The 19,408-nt window shown below is 69.0% G+C and carries 16 protein-coding genes and 1 pseudogene; 13 read left to right on the top strand and 4 right to left on the bottom strand.

Translation table 11 applies throughout. The annotated features are described in order from the left end of the window. Positions 1-183 precede the first annotated feature (183 nt). Positions 184-1,530 (top strand): N-acetylglutamate synthase, encoded by a 1,347-nt coding sequence (gene argA, locus ACYVKR_RS13765; RefSeq protein WP_460481483.1) that lies wholly within the window; start codon positions 184-186, stop codon positions 1,528-1,530. Here argA and bla read toward each other — a convergent pair. Next, on the bottom strand, positions 1,517-2,410 hold the full coding sequence (bla, locus tag ACYVKR_RS13760) for a class A beta-lactamase (RefSeq protein ID WP_460481550.1): 894 nt from the start codon (positions 2,408-2,410) through the stop codon (positions 1,517-1,519). The two genes, argA and bla, sit on opposite strands and share 14 nt — an antisense overlap. A gap of 101 nt (positions 2,411-2,511) precedes the next feature. On the opposite strand from bla, the gene ACYVKR_RS13755 reads away from it, so the two are divergent. The 7 genes and pseudogenes from ACYVKR_RS13755 to ACYVKR_RS13725 all read left to right on the top strand — a co-directional run bounded on the left by ACYVKR_RS13755 (position 2,512) and on the right by ACYVKR_RS13725 (position 10,561). Next, a complete protein-coding gene (locus tag ACYVKR_RS13755) occupies positions 2,512-3,393 on the top strand; it encodes a LysR family transcriptional regulator (protein ID WP_460481482.1) in 882 nt (293 codons plus the stop codon). A 57-nt stretch (positions 3,394-3,450) separates the two neighbouring features. After that, a pseudogene (trhO, locus tag ACYVKR_RS13750) lies at positions 3,451-4,158 on the top strand (oxygen-dependent tRNA uridine(34) hydroxylase TrhO); the annotation flags it as partial. 273 nt (positions 4,159-4,431) lie between these two features. Next, complete coding sequence (locus ACYVKR_RS13745; protein WP_460481549.1) at positions 4,432-5,091, top strand: glutathione S-transferase; 660 nt, start codon at positions 4,432-4,434, stop codon at positions 5,089-5,091. Between the two features lie 144 nt (positions 5,092-5,235). Next, on the top strand, positions 5,236-6,435 hold the full coding sequence (locus ACYVKR_RS13740; RefSeq protein ID WP_460481481.1) for an MFS transporter: 1,200 nt from the start codon (positions 5,236-5,238) through the stop codon (positions 6,433-6,435). A gap of 100 nt (positions 6,436-6,535) precedes the next feature. Beyond that, on the top strand, positions 6,536-7,015 hold the full coding sequence (locus tag ACYVKR_RS13735) for a sigma-70 family RNA polymerase sigma factor (RefSeq protein ID WP_460481548.1): 480 nt from the start codon (positions 6,536-6,538) through the stop codon (positions 7,013-7,015). 13 nt (positions 7,016-7,028) lie between these two features. Further along, a complete protein-coding gene (locus ACYVKR_RS13730) occupies positions 7,029-7,976 on the top strand; it encodes a FecR family protein (protein ID WP_460481480.1) in 948 nt (315 codons plus the stop codon). Between the two features lie 92 nt (positions 7,977-8,068). Beyond that, complete coding sequence (locus ACYVKR_RS13725) at positions 8,069-10,561, top strand: TonB-dependent receptor (protein WP_460481479.1); 2,493 nt, start codon at positions 8,069-8,071, stop codon at positions 10,559-10,561. Positions 10,562-10,672: 111 nt separating this feature from the next. On the opposite strand, the gene ACYVKR_RS13720 is transcribed toward ACYVKR_RS13725, so the two are convergent. Both ACYVKR_RS13720 and ACYVKR_RS13715 read right to left on the bottom strand, forming a co-directional pair. Next, positions 10,673-11,737, bottom strand: a complete 1,065-nt coding sequence (locus ACYVKR_RS13720; protein WP_460481478.1) for an alcohol dehydrogenase — start codon at positions 11,735-11,737, stop codon at positions 10,673-10,675. A gap of 70 nt (positions 11,738-11,807) precedes the next feature. Next, positions 11,808-14,159 carry a Tex family protein gene (locus ACYVKR_RS13715; RefSeq protein ID WP_460481477.1) on the bottom strand — a complete coding sequence of 784 codons (2,352 nt, stop codon included), beginning with the start codon at positions 14,157-14,159 and terminating at the stop codon, positions 11,808-11,810. A 120-nt stretch (positions 14,160-14,279) separates the two neighbouring features. Between ACYVKR_RS13715 and ACYVKR_RS13710 the strand changes: the two genes are divergently transcribed. Both ACYVKR_RS13710 and ACYVKR_RS13705 read left to right on the top strand, forming a co-directional pair. After that, positions 14,280-15,368 carry a DUF72 domain-containing protein gene (locus tag ACYVKR_RS13710; RefSeq protein WP_460481476.1) on the top strand — a complete coding sequence of 363 codons (1,089 nt, stop codon included), beginning with the start codon at positions 14,280-14,282 and terminating at the stop codon, positions 15,366-15,368. A 12-nt stretch (positions 15,369-15,380) separates the two neighbouring features. Next, positions 15,381-15,854 (top strand): hypothetical protein, encoded by a 474-nt coding sequence (locus ACYVKR_RS13705; protein ID WP_460481475.1) that lies wholly within the window; start codon positions 15,381-15,383, stop codon positions 15,852-15,854. 64 nt (positions 15,855-15,918) lie between these two features. Here ACYVKR_RS13705 and ACYVKR_RS13700 read toward each other — a convergent pair whose 3' ends face one another. Next, positions 15,919-16,926: a bile acid:sodium symporter family protein gene (locus ACYVKR_RS13700; RefSeq protein ID WP_460481474.1), complete on the bottom strand. Its 1,008-nt coding sequence runs from the start codon at positions 16,924-16,926 to the stop codon at positions 15,919-15,921. Positions 16,927-17,009: 83 nt separating this feature from the next. Here ACYVKR_RS13700 and ACYVKR_RS13695 point away from each other — a divergent pair, with 83 nt between their 5' ends. From ACYVKR_RS13695 to ACYVKR_RS13685, 3 genes are all read left to right on the top strand, one after another. After that, positions 17,010-17,972, top strand: coding sequence for a LysR family transcriptional regulator (locus ACYVKR_RS13695; RefSeq protein ID WP_460481473.1), 963 nt, complete (start codon positions 17,010-17,012; stop codon positions 17,970-17,972). Between the two features lies 1 nt (position 17,973). Further along, positions 17,974-18,498 (top strand): superoxide dismutase family protein, encoded by a 525-nt coding sequence (locus ACYVKR_RS13690; RefSeq protein WP_460481472.1) that lies wholly within the window; start codon positions 17,974-17,976, stop codon positions 18,496-18,498. Positions 18,499-18,660: 162 nt separating this feature from the next. Then, entirely contained in the window at positions 18,661-19,395 is a 735-nt protein-coding gene (locus tag ACYVKR_RS13685) for a response regulator transcription factor (RefSeq protein WP_460481471.1), read from the top strand. Positions 19,396-19,408: the final 13 nt, after the last annotated feature.

Raw genomic sequence — 19,408 nt, 5'->3', positions numbered from 1 at the left:
ATCATGCCGATTTGGCCGGGCCGCGGGTTCGCCATTGCCGAACCCGCCATTTGCCACCCCTGAATCCACGACTGTTGCGCAAATGCTGATTTCTTCCGCCCAGGCCGCTGCTTGTATGACAATAGCGCTCCAGGGTTTACCCGAGGCGAATCTCCCCCCCACTTCCTGCACCTGTTGCCGCCCATGTCCGCTGTCTTCAATTTCACCTTCGTGCCGTGGTTCCGGTCGGTTGCGCCGTACATCCACAAATTCCGCAACCAGACCTTCGTGGTCGGGCTCACGGGCGAGGCGATCGCCGCGGGCAAGCTGCACTCCATCGCGCAGGATCTGGCGCTGATCCAGGCGCTGGGCGTGAAGATCGTGCTGGTGCACGGCTTTCGCCCGCAGGTCAACGAGCAGCTGCAGGCCAAGGGCCATGCGGCGCGCTATTCGCACGGCATCCGCATCACCGATTCGGTGGCGCTTGACTGCGCGCAGGAGGCCGCCGGCCAGCTGCGCTTCGAGATCGAGGCCGCCTTCAGCCAGGGCCTGCCCAACACGCCGATGGCCGGCGCCACGGTGCGGGTGATTTCAGGCAATTTCGTCACCGCGCGGCCCGTGGGCATCGTCGATGGCGTGGACTTCATGCATTCGGGCCTGGTGCGCAAGGTGGACGTGGGCGGCATCCAGCGCACGATGGACATGGGCGCGATGGTGCTGGTGTCGCCGTTCGGCTTCTCGCCTACTGGCGAGGCCTTCAACCTGTCGATGGAGGAAGTCGCCACGCGCATCGCCATCGAGCTCAAGGCCGACAAGCTGCTGTTCCTGACCGAGGTGCCCGGCATCCGCATGCAACCCTTGGCCCCCGAGGGCGAGGACAACCCCATCGACACCGAGCTGCCGCTCGACGCCGCGCAAAAGCTCCTGGCCAATCTGGAGCCCGCCACCCTGCCCACCGACGTGGGCTTCTACCTGCAGCACTGTGTCAAGGCCTGCAAGGAAGGCGTGGAGCGCTCGCACATCCTGCCGTTCGCCACCGACGGTGCGCTGCTGCTCGAGGTCTACGTGCACGATGGCATCGGCACCATGGTGATCGACGAGCGCCTGGAAGAGCTGCGCGAAGCCAACGCCGACGACGTGGGCGGCATCCTGCAGCTGATCGAACCCTTCGAGAAGGACGGCACCTTGGTCAAGCGCAGCCGCACCGAGATCGAGCGCGACATCGCCGCCTACACCATCATCGAGCACGACGGCGTGATCTTCGGCTGCGCCGCGCTCTACCCCTACCCCGAGGCCGCGACCGGCGAGATGGCGGCTGTCACCGTGTCGCCGCAGAGCCAGGGCACGGGCGACGGCGAGAAGCTGCTCAAGCGCATCGAGCAGCGCGCCCGCGCCATCGGCCTCAAGAGCATCTTCGTGCTCACCACCCGCACCATGCACTGGTTCCTCAAGCGCGGCTTCCAGCCGGTCGACCCCGAGTGGCTGCCCGAGCAGCGCAAGGCCAAGTACAACTGGAACCGCAAGAGCCAGGTGCTGGTCAAGTACCTGTAACGAGCTTCACCACCTCGCGCGCCACGCTGGCCAGCGCCGCGTCGCGCGCCTCGGGCTGCGCCTTGGTTTCGGTCAGGTAGCTGGTGACCAGCACCGGCGCGGAAGCCGTGCCGCTGCCCGGCCGCCACAGCAGGCCCACGTCGTTGCGCGTGCCCGGGCCGGAACCGGTCTTGTCGCCCACCGTCCAGCCCGGCGCACCGGCGCGCAGGGTGTTGTCGCCGGTCTTGCAGGCCAGCAGCCAGTCCACCACCTGCCGGCGCGAGGCCGGCGACAGCGCATCGCCCAGCGTCACCGCGCGCAGGCTGGCGAGCATGGCCTGGGGCGTGGTGGTGTCGCGCACGTCGCCGGGTTTCGATTCGCTCATGTCCGGCTCGATGCGGTCCAGCCGCGTCTGCCGGTCGCCCAGGCCGCGCAGAAAGCGCGTGAAGCCCGCGGGCCCGCCATATTCGGCCAGCAGCAGGTTGGCGGCGGTGTTGTCGCTGAGCGTGACCGTGGCCTCGCACAGCGCGCGCACCGTCATGCCGTCCTTGCCCGCATGCGGCTCGGTGGCCGGTGAATGCGCCACCAGCGCCGAGCGCGGGTAGCGCAGCCGCTTGTCCATGCTGCCCTGGCCCTGCTCCGCCGCGTGCAGCGCCTGCGCCGCCAGCAGCGCCTTGAAGGTGCTGCACATGGGAAAGCGCTCGTCGCCGCGCCACTGCCAGGCCGCGCCGCTGGCCGTGTCCAGCACCGCCACGCCCAGCCGCCCGCCCGCCTGGCGCTCGATGGCCTGCATGGCCTGGGCAAAGGCGGCCTGCGCCTGGGCCTGACCGGAGCCCGGCTGCGCCCACAGCGGCGCAGCGCCCATGGCCGCGGCAGTCAAGAAAAACTCTCGTCTTTTCAGCATGATTGCTATCAATAAAGTAGTTGCTACCACTCTAATTTAAAGCGTCACACATGGTTTGACTATCGAAGATAATCCAGAAAAGCCATAAGAAAAACTTCATGCATCTGCCGCTCAACGCCTTGCGCGCCTTCGACGCCGCCGCCCGCCACCTGAACCTGACCCGTGCCGCCCAGGAGCTGCACGTGACGCAGACCGCCGTGAGCCAGCACATCCGCAACCTCGAGGCGCTGCTGGGCAAGCCGCTGTTCCGCCGCCTGCCGCGCGGGCTGGCGCTGACGGACGAGGGCCAGTCGCTGCTGCCGGTGCTGAGCGAATCGTTCGAGCGCATCGCCCGGGCGCTGGAGCAGTTCCACGACGCGCGGCCGCGCGAGGTGCTCAACGTGGGCGTGGTCGGCACCTTCGCCGTGGGCTGGCTGCTGCCGCGGCTGCGCGCCTTCCAGGAGGCGCATCCCTTCGTCGACCTGCGCCTGTTCACCAACAACAACCGCGTGGACATGGCCGGCGAGGGGCTGGACTGCGCGATCCGCTTCGGCGACGGCGCCTGGCACGGCACCGAGGCACACCTGTTGCTGCAGGCGCCGCTCACGCCCATGTGCGCGCCGGCCATCGCGGCGCGGCTGCACCAGGGCGCCGACCTGGCCCGCGAGGTGCTGCTGCGCTCATACCGCTCCGACGAATGGAGCGACTGGTTCACCGCCGCCGGGCTGGCCGGCCTGCCAGGCCCGCAGCAGCGCGGCGCCATGTTCGACTCGTCCGTCACCATGGCCGAGGCGGCGGCCCAGGGCGCCGGCGTGGCGCTGCTGCCGGCGCGGCTGTTCGCCCGCGAGATCCTGAGCGGCCGGCTGCAGCGCCCCTTCGCGCAGGAGCTGCAGCGCGGCGCCTACTGGTTCACGCGGCTGCGCTCGCGCCCAGTCACGCCGGCGCTGCAGGCCTTCGGCGGCTGGATACGCGAGGCCTGCGAGCGCGACCAGCCGATCTGACCTGGATCAACCAGCCAATCCACACAGCTACCGCCGCGGCGCTATCATCCTCGCCCCATGCCTGAACAACCGTACCTCACCGCCGCGCTCTACCAGTTCATCGACCTGCCGGAATTCGCCGACTGGCGCGAACCGCTGCAAACGCTGTGCGACGAGCGCAGCGTCAAGGGCCTGCTGCTGCTGGCCCCCGAGGGCGTGAACGGCACCATCGCCGGCCTGCCCGAGGACGTGCAGGCAGTGCTGGACTGGCTGAAACGCGACCCGCGGCTGGCCACGCTGGAGCACAAGGAAGCGCGCGCCGCGCGCAACCCCTTCTACCGCATGCGCGTGCGCCTCAAGCGCGAGATCGTCACGCTGGGCGTGCCCGCGCTGAACCCGGCGCGCAACGCCGGCGAATACGTCAAGCCCGAGGACTGGAACGCCCTCATCAGCGACCCCGACGTGGTGGTCGTGGACACGCGCAACGACTACGAGGTCGGCATCGGCAGCTTCGCGCACGCGGTCAATCCGCACACCAAAAGCTTCACCGAGTTTCCGCAGTGGGTGGCCGAGCAGTCCGGGCCCGGCGGCGCGCTGCACGGCAAGCAGAAGGTGGCCATGTTCTGCACCGGCGGCATCCGCTGCGAGAAGTCCACCGCTTACCTCAAATCGCAGGGCTTCGGCGAGGTCTACCACCTGCAGGGCGGCATCCTCAAGTACCTGGAGACCGTGCCGCAGGAAGACAGCCTGTGGTGGGGCGAATGCTTCGTGTTCGACGAGCGCGTGTCGGTGGGCCATGGCCTGGTGCGCGGCCCGCACCAGCTGTGCCGCTCGTGCCGCATGCCGCTGGGCGAGCCCGAGCGCCAGCACCCGCACTACGTGCGCGGCGTAAGCTGCCCCTACTGCCACGGCAGCCGCACGCCCGAGCAGCTGGCCGCGCTGGCCGAGCGCCAGCGCCAGATGGACCTGGCCGGGCAGCGTGGCGAAACCCACCTGGGCCACACCCTAACCTCCTCCCACCAATCGCGCCGCGAACAGCAGGCGCAACAGCTTCAAGCCATGCAAGGCCTGCCCATCCTCTATTCGTTCCGCCGCTGCCCCTATGCGATCCGCGCCCGCCTGGCGCTGGCCGGCGCCGGCATCGCCTGCCAGCTGCGCGAGGTGGTACTCAAGAACAAGCCGCAGGCGCTGCTGGCCGCGTCGCCCAAGGGCACGGTGCCCGTGCTGGTGCTGGCCGACGGCACGGTGATCGACCAGAGCCTGGACATCATGCTCTGGGCGCTGCGCCAGAGCGACTCGGACGGCTGGCTCGCGCCCACGGCCGGCTCGCTCGAAGCCATGCTGGCGCTGATCGCGCGCAACGACGGCGAATTCAAGCAAGCGCTGGACCGCTGCAAGTACCCGGACCGCCACCCCCAGGCCGACCTGGCCCGGGCGCAGGCCACGGCCGACGCCTTCCTGTCGGCGCTGAACGAACAGCTCGCCGCCACCGGCTACCTGTTCGGCAAGGACCCGAGCCTGGCCGACATGGCCATCCGCCCCTTCGTGCGCCAGTTCGCCGGCATCGACGACGAAGCCTGGCAGGCCCGGCCCTGGCCGCACCTGCAGGCCTGGCTCACCCGGCTGACCGACTCGGCGCTGTTCGAGCAGGTGATGGACAAGTACCCGGCCTGGCACGAGGACGAGGCCGGCGTACCCTTCCCGCCCGAAGCGGCGTAGCGCAGGGTCCAGGGCAAACCCGCTATTGAAAAAATAGCTTCTACCGCTTATCCAATCTTGAATTTCGATGGTTTTATATTTGAAATCAAGCAATAGCAAGCACTAGAAGCTCTCTTTTTGAAAGCAACCCAGCCTAGCCACGCCATGCAGCCCAAGCCCCCCAGCGTGCTCGCCCGCATCCCCGCCCCGGTCTGGGCGCTGGGCTTTGTCAGCATGTTGATGGACATCTCGTCGGAGATGGTCCACAGCCTGCTGCCCATGTTCATGGTCGGGGCGCTGGGCATGTCGGCCTTCGCGGTCGGGGTGATCGAAGGGCTGGCCGAGGCCACGGCGCTGATCGTCAAGGTGTTCTCGGGCGCGCTCAGCGACTACCTGGGCCGGCGCAAGGGCCTGGCGCTGTTCGGCTATGCGCTGGGCGCGCTGACCAAGCCGCTGTTCGCCATCGCCTCCGGCCCGGGCCTGGTGGTGGCCGCCCGGCTGACGGACCGCCTCGGCAAGGGCATACGCGGCGCGCCGCGCGACGCGCTGGTGGCCGACGTGACGCCGCCCGAGATCCGCGGCGCGGCCTTCGGCCTCAGGCAATCGCTGGACACCGTCGGCGCCTTCCTCGGGCCGCTGCTGGCCGTGGCGCTGATGCTGCTGTGGGCGGGCGACTTCCGCGCGGTGTTCTGGGTGGCGGTGATTCCGGGCCTGCTGTCGGTGCTGGTGTTGCTGCTGGGCGTGCGCGAGCCCGCGCCGGCGGCAGGCGCGCGCCGCACCAACCCGATCCGGCGCGAGAACATCCGCCAGCTCGGCCGCACCTACTGGTGGGTGGTGGCGCTGGGCGCGCTCTTCACGCTGGCGCGCTTCAGCGAGGCTTTCCTCGTGCTGCGCGCGCAGCAGCTCGGCATTGCCACGGCCCTGGTGCCACTGGTGATGGTGGCGATGAACCTGGTCTACGCCGCCTCGGCCTACCCCTTCGGCCGGCTGGCGGACCGCATGCGCCACACCACGCTGCTGGCCTGGGGCCTGGTGCTGCTCATCGCCGCGGACCTGGTGCTTGCCAACGCCCAGCACTGGGGCCTGGTGATTGCGGGCGTGGCGCTGTGGGGCCTGCACATGGGCATGACCCAGGGCCTGCTGGCCACCATGGTGGCCGATGCCGCACCCGCCGGCCTGCGCGGCACGGCCTTCGGCGTGTTCAACCTGGCTAGCGGCATCGCCATGCTGGCGGCCAGCGCCATCGCCGGGCTGCTGTGGGACGCCCACGGCCCGGCGGCCACCTTCTGGGCCGGCGGCGGCTTTGCGCTGCTGTGCCTGGCCGGGCTGGCATGCAGCCGGAATTTCCGCGATCATCACAAATGAGAATCAATATCATTTGATATGATGGCGGGCATTTTGCTACGCATGAGAGAAGCCCGTGCCTCCAACCCCCGACCATGCCGCCAGCCAGGCACTGGGCCGCATGTACGCCCAGCACAACCCCTGGCTGCTTGCATGGCTGCAGCGCAGGCTGGGCAACCGCAGTGACGCGGCGGACCTCGCCCAGGACACGTTCACCCGCATCTGGGCCAACGCGCCCGCTCAAAGGCTGGAGGACATCCGCGAGCCCCGGGCCTACCTGACCACGGTCGCCAGGCGGCTGCTGCTCAACCACCTCGAACGCCAATCGCTGGAGCAGGCCTACCGCGCCTCGCTGCACCTGCTGCCCGAGGCCACCGCCCCGTCCGCCGAAACCCGCGCCATCCTGCTGGAGACGCTGCGGGAACTGGACGCCCTGCTGGACGCCTTGCCGGCCGCGGTCCGCACGGCCTTCCTGCTGTCCCAGCTGGAAGGCCTGTCCTACGAGGACATCGCCGGCCGGATGCAGCTGAGCGTGCGCACCGTCACCCGCTACATGGCCCAGGGCTTCCGCCAGTGCCTGCGCGTGGCCTGCTCGCAATGATCTGCAGCTGAGCATGCCAGCCGCCGACCCGCGCATCCTCGACGAAGCCGCGCACTGGCTGGCGCGCCAGCATGCCTCGGACTTCGGCCCGGCCGAGCAGGCCGCGCTCGAACGCTGGCGCCGCCAGAGCGCGCAGCATGAACAGGTATGGCAACGTGCCGAGCATCTGCTGCAACGCATGAACTCGGTGCCCGCCGCCATCGGCATGGCGGTCCTGGACCGCCCCCGATCCTCGCGCCGACAGATGCTGCGCGCGGTGGCCGTGGTACTGGCAACGCCCGCGCTGGGCTGGCTGGCCTACCGGCAGGCGCCCTGGCAGGGCTGGATGGCGGACTACCGCACGGCCACCGGGGAGCGCCGCACCGTCACACTGGCCGACGGCAGCCGGATGCAGCTCAACACGGCCACGGCCGTCAGCGTGCGCATCGACCAGCAGGCGCGCCGCATCCGCCAGTACACGGGCGAGATCCTGGTGGAAACCTCGCACGCGCCCGAATATGCCGCCCTGCCCCTCATCGTGCAGACGGAGGACGGCCAGATGCAGGCGCTGGGCACGCGCTTCACCGTGCGCAAGCACGAGCGGGGCACCACGCTCGCCGTGCTGGAGGGCGCGGTGCGCGTCACGCCCGCCCAGGCGAGCGCGCCGGTCACGGTGCAGGCGGGGGAGCAATTGCTTTTCCAAGGCCAGGGCGCTGGTGCCGCCGCGCCAATTGCCGCGCAGGCCGATGCCTGGACGCAGGGCGTGCTGTATGCCGAGAACCAGCGGCTGCAGGATTTTCTGGCCGAGCTGGGGCGCTACCGCGCAGGCGTGCTGCAATGCGACCCGGGCGTGGCCGACCTGCGCGTCTCCGGCATCTTCCAGCTCCGCGATACGGATGGCATCCTGGCGCTGCTGCCGCACAGCCTGCCGGTGCGCGTGGAGCAGCGCACCCGGTACTGGGTGACGGTGGCCCGCCGCTGAAAATATCTGCGCTTCCCCTGTCCTGTTTTCGGCCCTCGCCTGTCATAGGTCGTGAAGTCCCCATCTTTTGACAGCTACGAGGATCGAACGACATGCACACCCGCCCCCTCCACGCAGGTTTCCGCGCCACGGCCCTGGCCGCCCTCACCGCCACGGCGGCGCTGCTCCTGCACACGCCGCCCGCCCGGGCCGCCGACCCGGCCGCCAGCAGCGGGCACACTACCTACGCGATCCAGGCGGGAGCGCTGGGCCCCGCCCTGATGGCGTTCGCCGCCCAGGCCGGCGTCAACCTCAGCGTCGATCTGGAGCAGCTCGCCGGCCTGCGCACGCCCGGCCTGTCGGGGGCGTTCTCCGTCGACGAGGGTTTCGCGCGCCTGCTTGCCCGCTCGAGATTTGGCGTGCGCCGCGTCGGCACAGGCAGCTACGTGCTGGAAACCGCCCCGGCGCCCTCGTCGGCAGCCCCCGCTGCCGCGGCTTCCCCGGCTGCCGCGCCGGCGGAAACGGAGCTGGCGGCCGTCACCGTGACCGCCCGCACCCAGAACAACCTCGTGGCCCCTGCGCGGCAGGTCAGCATTCTCGAAGGCGAGGAAGTCCAGCAGCTGCGCCAGGGCTCGGACAGCCTCGCCACCATGCTCAGCAAGGTGGTTCCCGGCATGGCGGACTCCAGCCACACCATCACCGACTACGGGCAGACGCTGCGCGGCCGCAACATGCTGATCCTGGTGGACGGCATCCCGCTCAACACCAACCGCGATTCCTCCCGCAACCTCGCCAACGTCAACCCGGCGGACATCGAGCAGATCGAGGTGCTGCGCGGCAGCAGCGCCATCTACGGCAGCGGCGCCGCCGGCGGCATTGTCTCGGTGCGCACCAAGCGCCCGTCGGGCGAAGCCAAGGCCGAGACCATCGTGACCGGCTCGGCCCCGCTCTCCAAAGCACGCGGTTCGGGGCTGGGGGGCGAAGTGCAGCACTACCTGTCGGGCGGCGGCGAGGTGGTCGACTACTCGGTGAGCCTGGGCGCCCGGCATGCCGGCGCCTCGTTCGATGCCAAGGGCCAGCGCATAGCGCCCGAGCCCAGCCAGGGTGACCTGTTCGACTCCGACATCTACAACGCCTCGGCCAAGATCGGCTTCAAGCTGGATGCCGACCAGCGCCTGCAGTTCTCGGCCAGCCACTACAACGCCGACCAGGACACCGACTACGCCTCCGACCCATCGGTGGCGCGCCTGCCCGCGGGCTCCGCGGCGGCCAGGCCCATCAAGGGCCTGGTGCTGGCCGACCAGAACCAGATCAGGAACACCATGCTGGGGCTCGACTACGAGAACCGCAACCTCGCCGGCAGCACGCTGGCGGCCCAGCTCTACTACCGCGACTTCTTCACCCGCTTCGCACCGTTCGATGCCCGGGCGGTGCCGGTGCGGGGCGCCAACGTGGACCAGTCCATGCAGAACTCGGAAGTGTTCGGCGGGCGGCTGACCCTCAAGACCCCGCTGGGGCCCGAGAAGAAAAGCCTGCTGATCTGGGGTGCGGACTTCAACCACGAGCGCACCGACATGCCCATCGACATCTTCGATCCCGCCGCCTACGACGCCAGCGGCGGGCTGGTCTTCCGCAAGACCGGCCGCCTGGTCTACATGCCACCGGTCACCACGCGCAGCCTGGGCGCCTTCGCGCAGCTGCAGCACCAGTTCAGCGACCAATGGTCGCTCGAAGGCGGCCTGCGCTACGACCGCGCCCAGGCCAGCTTCAACGACTTCACGCCGCTGTCGCAATCGAGATTGCCCAGCCCGCAGCCCGTGGCCGGCGGCACCGTCAAATACGGCTCGTGGACCTCCAACCTGGGCACGGTCTTCACTCCCGTCAAGGGCCAGGAGTTCTACGCCTCGTACAGCCAGGGCTTCGAGCTGCCGGACATCGGCGTGGTGGTGCGCAATGCCACCGCGGGCTTCAACATCGGCAACTCCAACCTGCAGGCCATCAAGACCGATACCTTCGAGCTGGGCTGGCGCGGGAAATTCTCCAACGCGATGGCCAACCTCAGTGCCTTCCAGTCGCAGTCCGACCTGGGCGCCGTGCAGAGCCTCAACAACGGCCTGACTCTGCTGCGCACCAAGGAAAAGATCCACGGCGTGGAAGGCGGCCTGGACTATTTCAGCGATGACGACCGCTGGAGCGCCGGCGGCAGCTTCACGTGGATGAAAGGCCGCGAGCTGCCCCAGGGCGCAGCCAGCTACCAGGGCATGACCGGCTTCCGCATCCCGCCGCTCAAGCTGACGGCCTATGTGGAGTGGCGCCCCAGCGCCCAGTGGAGCCACCGGCTGCAGGCGACCTCCTATGCCTCCAAGGACTACCGCCTGGACGGCAAGACCGGCTTCGGCCGCTACGACACCCAGGGCTACACCACGGTGGACCTGGTCAGCCAATGGAAGATCGACCCCAGGAACCGCGTGACGCTGGGCGTGCAGAACCTGTTCAACCGCCACTACTTCCCGCTGTACAGCCAGCTGCTGCGGAGCAACAACAACACCAGCCGCCTGCCCGCGGCCGGCGCCACGCTGCGGGTCAGCTACGCCCACACCTGGTGACGCGTGGACGGGGTACGCCGCCGCACCCCGATTTCAAATAAAAATAGCTTCCAGCGCTTACTCAGAAAGCGCTGGAAGCTATTATTTTAATAGCATCAAAAGTGGAAAGTGTCAGGCTCCCTGCGGCGTCAGCACCTGGCGGCCCACGGCCTTGCCCTGCTCCAGGTCCAGCAGCGCGGTGAAGGCCTTGCTGAAATGCAGGCAGGTCGTCGGCACCTGCGGCATCTGCTGCTCGTTAACGAGCTGCATCAGCTCCTGCAGCTCGCGCAGGTTGCCCACGTAGGTGCCCTGGTAGGTGATGGCGCGCAGCGCCTGCGACGGCGTGGGCAGGTCCACATGGCCGCCGAACAGGCCGATCTGCACGAGGTGGCCGCCCTTGGTCAGCAGGTCGATGCCCTGCTGCACGGTCTGGCTGGAGCCCACGCAGTCGAGCACCATCCACACCGCGCCGCCGGCCGCCGCCTTGACCGCGGCCGCGAAGCCCTCGGCCTTGGGATCGAACACCGCATCGGCACCGGCGGACAGCGCCGCCGCATGCTTGGCGGTGTCCGGCTCCACCACGATCACGCCGGCGCCGCCCAGCGCCTTGGCGATCAGGATGGCCATCAGCCCCAGGCCGCCGGCGCCGAACAGCACCACCTTCTCGTCGCGGAAAACGCTGGCGTTGAACTTCTTCAGCGCGCTGTAGGTCGTCAGGCCCGAGCAGGCATAGGGCGCGGCGCGCTCGGGCGGCATGCCGCCGATGTCGATCAGGTAGCGCGAGCCCGAGACCAGCACATGGTCGGCATAGCCGCCGGGCTGGTACACGCCCATGGACTTGCCCGCGAGGCACAGGTTCTCGTCGCCGCGCTTGCACACCTTGCACTCGCCGCAGCCGTGCCAGGGGAAGACCACGTACTTCTTGCCCACCTGCACGCCCTTGGCATCGGGGCCGACGGCCACGACCTCGCCGGCGATCTCGTGGCCCATGGTCAGCGGCAGCTTGAGGCCGCGGTCGGCCATCTTCAGCGACTTGCCGTTGCCCAGGTCGTACGAGCCATGCCAGATATGCAGGTCCGAATGGCAGACGCCCGCCGCGTCGATGCGCAGCAGCACCTCGTCGCCCTGGGGCTGCGGCGTGGGGCGCTCTGCGCGCACCAGGGGCTGGCCGAACTCCTGTACCTCGTAGCTGATCATCTTGCCTCCTGTTGAAAAAATCGCATGCTAGACCGAGCCCGATAGCCTGGGAGTCACCTGTGGGATAAGGTCAGCGCTTGAGCCCCTGCAGCTTGGCGAAGGCCGATGCCATCGCGCCCTGCGGCGCCGGATCGGCGCGGCGCTGGGACTGCGAGTGGCCGCGGCCCGCGCTCTCGAAGCGGTTGTCGCGCGGGCCGTCGCGGCGCGCCGGCGCGGCGTCGAGCTTCATGGTCAGGCTGATGCGCTTGCGCGCCACGTCCACCTCCAGCACCTTGACCTTGACGATCTGGCCGGTCTTGACGACCTCGCGCGCATCCTCGACGAACTTGTGGCTCATCTGGCTCACGTGGACCAGGCCGTCCTGGTGCACGCCCAGGTCCACGAAGGCGCCGAACTGGGCCACGTTGCTCACCGTGCCTTCCAGCGTCATGCCTTCCTTGAGGTCCTTGATGTCCTCCACGCCGTCGTTGAAGCGCGCCACCACGAAGTCGGGGCGCGGGTCGCGGCCGGGCTTTTCCAGCTCGCCCAGGATGTCCTTGATGGTCACGGCGCCAAACTTGTCGCCCACGAACTGCTCGGGCTTGAGCGCTTTCAGCACCTCGCCCCGGCCCATGATCTGGTCGATGGGCTTGCCGGTCTTGACGATGATCTGCTCCACCACCGGGTAGGTCTCGGGGTGCACGCCGGTCACGTCCAGCGGGTTGTCGCCGCCGCGGATGCGCAGAAAGCCCGCCGCCTGCTCGAAGGTCTTGGCGCCGAGGCCCGCCACGTCCATCAGCTGCTTGCGGTTCTTGAACGAGCCGTTGGCATCGCGCCAGCGCACCACCGACTTGGCCACCGCGCCCGACAGGCCCGAGACGCGCGACAGCAGCGGCGCCGAGGCCGTGTTCAGGTCCACGCCCACCGAGTTCACGCAGTCCTCGACCACGGCGTCGAGCTGGCGCGCCAGCTCGCTCTGGTTCACGTCGTGCTGGTACTGGCCCACGCCGATGCTCTTGGGGTCGATCTTGACCAGCTCGGCCAGCGGGTCCTGCAGGCGGCGGGCGATGGACGCCGCGCCGCGCAGGCTCACGTCGATGTCGGGCATCTCCTGGGCCGCGAACTCGCTGGCCGAGTAGACCGAGGCGCCCGCCTCGCTCACGACCACCTTCTCGATCGGCCTGTCGCCCTTGGCGGCGATCTTGATCAGGTCGGCCGCCAGCTTGTCGGTCTCGCGGCTGGCCGTGCCGTTACCGATGGCGATCAGGTTGATGCCGTGCTTGTCCACCAGCCTAGCGAGCACGGCCAGCGAGCCGTCCCAGTCGCGGCGCGGCTCGTGCGGGTAGATGGTGGTGGTGTCCACCAGCTTGCCGGTGCTGTCCACCACGGCCACCTTCACGCCGGTGCGGATGCCGGGGTCCAGGCCGATCACGGCGCGCTGGCCCGCGGGCGCGGCCAGCAGCAGGTCGCGCAGGTTGTCGCCGAAGACCTTGATGGCCACCTTTTCCGCATCTTCGCGCAGGCGCGAGAACAGGTCGCGCTCGGTCGAGAGGCTGAGCTTGACGCGCCAGGTCCAGGCCACGCACTTGCGGATCAGGTCGTCGGCCGCGCGCTTGGCGTGGCTCCAGCCCAGGTGCAGCGCGATCTTGCCTTCGGCCAGGCTCGGCTGGCCGGGTTCGGGCTCGATGGGAAGCACCAGCTTGGCTTCGAGGATCTCGAGCGCGCGGCCGCGGAACACCGCCAGCGCGCGGTGCGAGGGCACGCGGCCGATGGGCTCGTCGTACTCGAAGTAGTCGCGGAACTTGGCCACCTCGGGGTCGTTCTCGTTCTTGGCCTCGACCTTCTTGGACTTGAGCAGGCCCTCGGCCCACAGCCATTCGCGCAGCTGCTGCACCAGGGCCGGGTCTTCGGCCCAGCGCTCGGAGAGGATGTCGCGCACGCCGTCGAGCACCGCGAACGTGGTCGAAAAATCGGGGCCCGGCTTGCCGTCGTCCAGCGTCGTGGCGGGCTGGCAGAAGGCCTCGGCCTCCTTGTGCGGATCAAGCGTGGGGTCGGCGAACAGCTTGTCGGCCAGCGGCTCGATGCCGAATTCCTTGGCGATCTGGCCCTTGGTGCGGCGCTTTTGCTTGAACGGCAGGTAGATGTCTTCCAGCTCCTGCTTGGTCGGCGCCTGGGCGATCGCCACGCGCAGCGCATCGGTCAGCTTGCCCTGCTCGTCGATGGCCTTGAGCACGGTCACGCGGCGGTCTTCCAGCTCGCGCAGGTAGGTCAGGCGCTCGTCCAGCGTGCGCAGCTGCGTGTCGTCCAGGCCGCCGGTCACTTCCTTGCGGTAGCGGGCAATGAAGGGCACGGTGGCGCCACCGTCCAGCAACTCCACGGCCGCGCCCACCTGGCGTTCGGCGACTTTCAACTCGGCCGCGATCTGGGCAATGATTTTCTGCATTCCTGTCTCTGCTCCAATATGCAAGTGCGTGAGTGTGCCATAGGAAATCACTCACATTTATATAGCTGCTGGCGCTTGTCCACCATGACTTGCAAGCCAATTTGTTTAGAATTGCAAACCATGCCAGACCAAGATGACCTGTTCGGCAGTTTACTGGATGAATCCACAGTAAAACCCGAAGCCGAGACACCACCCGCGCCGACTGCGCAGCCGACGCGCCCTTCGCGCGCCCAGGCCGTGCAGCCGGCCGCATCGCTGCTGGGCGCCGACCTCGCGCCCCAGCTGCCGCCGGGGCTGCGCATGGGTACCTCGTCGTGGGCGTACCCGGGATGGGAGGGCCTGGTGTGGGGCAAGGCCTACAGCGACCGCATCCTGTCGCAGCGCGGGCTCACGGCCTACAGCCAGCATCCGCTGCTGGCGGCAGTGGGCATAGACCGCAGCTTCTACCGGCCGCTGACGGCCTCGGAATACGCTGTCTACGCCGCGCAGGTGCCGGCGGGCTTCCGCTTCGTGGTCAAGGGGCCGGCGCTGGTCTGCGACGCCCAGGTGCGCGGCGAGGAAGGACGCGCGCGCGAGCCGAACCCGGCCTTCCTCGATCCGTCGCTGGCCCTCGACACCTTTGTGCGCCCGGCGCTGGACGGCCTGGGCGCCGCGCTGGGCGTGCTGCTGTTCCAGCTCAGCCCGCTGCCGATCGGCCGCGCGCTCGATCTGCGGCCCACGCTGGCGGCGCTGGAACCCATGCTGCACGCGGCCGTGGGCGCGGTGCGCGCGGCCGGCTCGCAGGCCATCGTGGCGGTGGAGGTGCGCGACGCCGACTGGATACAGCCGCCGTTCGGCACGGCCTTTGCCGAGCTGCTGCGCGCCAGCGGCGCGGTCTACGGCCTGGGCCTGCACGCCAAGATGCCGCGCATCGCCGAGCAGTTGCCGCTGCTGCGCTCGCTGTGGCCCTGCCCGCTGGTGGCGCGCTGGAACCTGAACCCGCTGTTCGGTCCCTACGGCTACGAGGAGGCCGGCCGCATCCACGCGCCCTACGACCGCATCCAGCACCCGGACGAAGCCACGCTGCAGGCGCTGGCCCGCACGGCGCTGGGGATTGCCGCGGCCGGCCAGCCGGCCTATGTGATCGTCAGCAACGAGGCCGAGGGCTGTGCGCCGCAGTCCATCGTGCGGCTGGCGCAGGCCATCATCCAACGCAAGAACAACGGCTAAGATGCCGGGCCTATGAAATTTCTACCCGCCGCCGCCCTGGCATCGGCCCTGGCCCTGGGCCATGCCGGCGCCCACGCCCTCGGGGCTTCGCTCTCGTACAACAGCTTCGCGGTGGCCGATGCGGTCACCTCGGTCACGCTGTGCGGCAACCGCAGCGCCGGCCGCAACAAGCCGGTCCAGCCCTACCGCGTGGTCGCGGGCGAATACAGCGGCCAGAGCGTGCTTTTCGTGCAATGGATGAATCCGCCCGACGAGGCCACGAACGGGCGCCCGGTGGTGGCGCACACGCTGGGCATCGCCGAGCTGAACAACGACCACGCCGAAATCCTGCTGCGCAACCTGCGCTGCACCGCCAAGGGCCAGGGCATCGTGCTGAGCGCCGACGTGGACTTTGGCCACGAGGACAAGCCCAGGCGCCGCCGCATGCAGCTGAACGTCGGCCCGGCGCTGGACAAATACCAGATCCGCTTCACGCCGCCGCTGTAACTATCAAAAAAATAGCTGCCAGCGCTTGCTGCATAAGCGCTGGCAGCCAATTTTACTTGAAATCTTACTTGGCAGCCGCCGCGGCGGCGATGGCCTCGGTGGCATCGGCCCGCCGCGCATAGCGCGCCGCCAGCACCGCGCAGACCATCAGCTGCATCTGGTGGAACAGCATCAGCGGCAGCACCATCATGCCCACCGTGCCCGACGCGAACAGCACCTTGGCCATGGGCACGCCGCTAACGAGGCTCTTCTTGGAGCCGCAGAACACCGCGGTGATCTCGTCCTCCTTGCCCCAGCCCAGGCGGCGCGACACGAAGGTCGTCAGCCCCAGCGCCAGCGCCAGGATCACCGCGCACACCAGCAGCAGGCCCAGCAGCGTCTGCACCGACACCTGCTTCCAGATGCCCTGCACCACCGCCGCGCTGAACGCCGTGTAGACCACCAGCAGGATCGAGCCCTGGTCCACCACCTTGGTCAGCTTGGCGTGCTTCTTGATGAAGCTGCCCACCCAGGGCTGCAGCAGGTGGCCTAGCGCGAACGGCAGCACCAGCTGCACCATGATCTTCAGCACCGCATCGACGAAGGAGCCGCTGCCGCCATGGTCGGTCACCAGCAGGCTCACCAGCAGCGGCGTGAAGAACACGCCCAGCAGCGTCGAGGCCGAGGCGCTGCAGATGGCGGCCGGGATGTTGCCGCGCGCCATCGACACGAAGGCGATCGACGACTGCACCGTGGACGGCAGCACGCACAGGAACATCACGCCCACGTACATCTGCGGCGAGATCAGCGGCACCAGCACCGGCTTGAGCAGCAGGCCCAGCAGCGGGAACATCACGAAGGTGCTGCAGACGATGAAGATGTGCAACCGCCAGTGCATGATGCCGGCCAGGATGGCCTGGCGCGACAGCTTGGCGCCATGCAAAAAGAACAGCAGCGCCACGCAGGCGGTGGTCAGCTTCTCGAACCAGGCGGCGGCCATGCCGCTGACCGGAAGAAAGCTCGCCAGCGCCACCACGGTCACCAGCATCAGCGTGAAATTGTCGGGAAGGAATTTGGAACGGGTTTGAGCCATGGGCGGTATTGGACGCGCGCCACAGCTAAAAGTAAAATTAATTTATCTGATTATTTGATGATTCAAAGTCATTAGTTAGCACCATGCACATCACGCTGCGGCAACTGCAGGTCTTCCAGCACCTCGCGCAAGGCCACAACTTCAGCCAGACCGGCACCAGCATCGGCCTGACCCAGCCGGCCGTGAGCCGCAGCATGGTCGAGCTGGAGGCCCAGCTCGGCGTGCGCCTGCTCGACCGCACCACGCGCGAGGTGCTGCTCACCGAAGCCGGCGAGCTGCTGGCGCAGCGCATCGCGCCGCTGCTGCAGGAGCTGGACGACGCCTTCCACGAGGTGGCCGACCTGGGCCACGCCGCGCGCGGCACCGTGCGCGTGGCCAGCAGCCCCACGCTGTCGGCCGCGCTGATGCCGCCCTGCATCGCGGCCTGCGCGGCCCACCTGCCCGAGGTGCGCCTGCAGCTGGTGGACCGGCTGCAGCAGGACGTGCTGGCCCAGGTGCGCAGCGGCGAAGTGCACTTCGGCGTCGTGGTCGAGCCCTCCGACACCGGCGACCTCGACTGCGAAACCCTGCTGCACGACCCCTTCGTGCTCGTCTGCCCCGCGCAACACGCGCTGGCCCGGGAGCAGGCCGTGTCCTGGCCGCTGCTGCGCGGCTCGCCGCTGGTGCTGCTGGACCACGCCTCGGGCAGCCGCCGCCTGATGGACGCGGTGCTCGCCGAGCACGGCTGCGGCCCCGAGACCTGCCCGGTGGTGCAGGAGGTCGGCCACGTCACCACGGCCTTCCGCATGGTCGAGGCCGGCATCGGCCTGTCGGTCATGCCGGGCCAGGCCATTCCGCCCGCCGGGCTGCCCGGCCTGGCCGTGCGGCCGCTGGCGCCCGAGCGCCTGCGCGCCATCATGCTGGTGCGCAGGCGCCAGCGCTCGCTGTCGTCCGCCGCCGATAAGGTCTGGGCCATCGTGCGGCAATGCGCACAAAGCCTACATGCAGGTACCGGCGGCCCGTGCTACGCTGCCCCCCGATCCAACGAACCAACCAAGGAGTCCTGACATGAAGCCCACCCTCCGCCTGCTCTGCGCCGCCGCCGCGGCCACGCTGCTGGCCGCCTGCACCACGGCCGAGCGCCCGCGCCCGCTGGCCGAGGCCACGCTCAAGCCCACGGCGGGCAGCACCGCCAGCGGCTCGCTGCAGATCTTCCCGGCCGAAGGCGACGCCGTGCGCGTGGTCGTGCAGGTCCAGGGCCTGGCGCCCGGCAGCGAGCATGGCTTCCACATCCACGAGAAGGGCGACTGCTCCGCGCCCGACGGCATGAGCGCCGGCGGCCACTACAACCCCACCAGCCACCAGCACGGCAAGGCCGGCCCCATGTCCCACGTGGGCGATCTGCCCAGCCTGGTGGCCGATGCCAGCGGCGTGGCCAAGCTCAGCTGGGAGACCCGCACGCTCAGCGTCAAGCCCGGTCAGCCCACCGACGTGAAGGGCCGCGGCGTGATCGTGCACAAGGACAAGGACGACTACACCACCCAGCCCACCGGCAACTCGGGTGCGCGCCTGGCCTGCGGCGTGATCGGCTAGCCCGCCGCTGCCCCTCCCCAACCCGGCCTGCCGCCCGACGGCAGGCTTTTTTTATGCCTGGCGCAGGCACCCTTTACAGCAGTTTGCATTCTTAAGCAATATTTAATTCCAATCACCAACAATAATGCTTAGCCGCTCCATTTCCCTGATTCCGCTGTCTCCGTGAACCCGCCTCTTTCCGCCCTCTCCCCGACGAAACGCCCGCCGCAGCCCCCGTTTCCCGCGGCCGACTTCACCATCGCCCTGGTGGGCGACGACGAAGGCGTGCGCACCGGCGCCTGCAGCTTCCTCGAGCAATCGGGCTTCCAGGCCTGGGGCATCGAGTCGGCCCAGGACTTCTATGTGGGCCTGCTGCGCCACAAGGCCGACCTGGTCGTGGTGGACCTGGGCCTGCCCGGCGACAACGCCATCGACCTGACCCGCCGCCTGGCAGCGCAGCGCGTGCCGGTGATCGCCATCACGGCGCAGGACGATCCGGCCAGCCGGATCGGCGCGCTGGACGCGGGCGCGCTGCAGTATTTCGTCAAGCCCACGGACATGGGCGAGCTGGCGGCCGGCATCCGCTCCATCCTGCGCCACGCGCCGCCCCCGGGCCGCCGCGAGGCGGTGCAGGAACGCTCCTGGCGGCTCGATGCGGCCTCGGTCTGCCTGATCGCGCCCAACCAGGGCGCCGTGCCGCTCACCGGCCGCGAGCTGACGCTGATCGACTGCCTGTTTTCCGCAGGGGGCGAGATGGTCGGCAAGCCGGAACTGCTGCGCGCCATGCACTACGAGGCCGACCACTTCCACCGCATCGAGGCCCAGCTGACCCGGCTGCGCCGCAAGACGCTGGAGGCCACCGGACTGGCGCTGCCGGTGCGCTCCATCTTCGGCCGGGGGCTGAGCTTCATGCCGTAGCGCGAGCCGCCGT

It is taken from the genome of Comamonas humi, from assembly GCF_054782535.1.
This window is presented reverse-complemented; position numbering and strand designations above follow the sequence as displayed.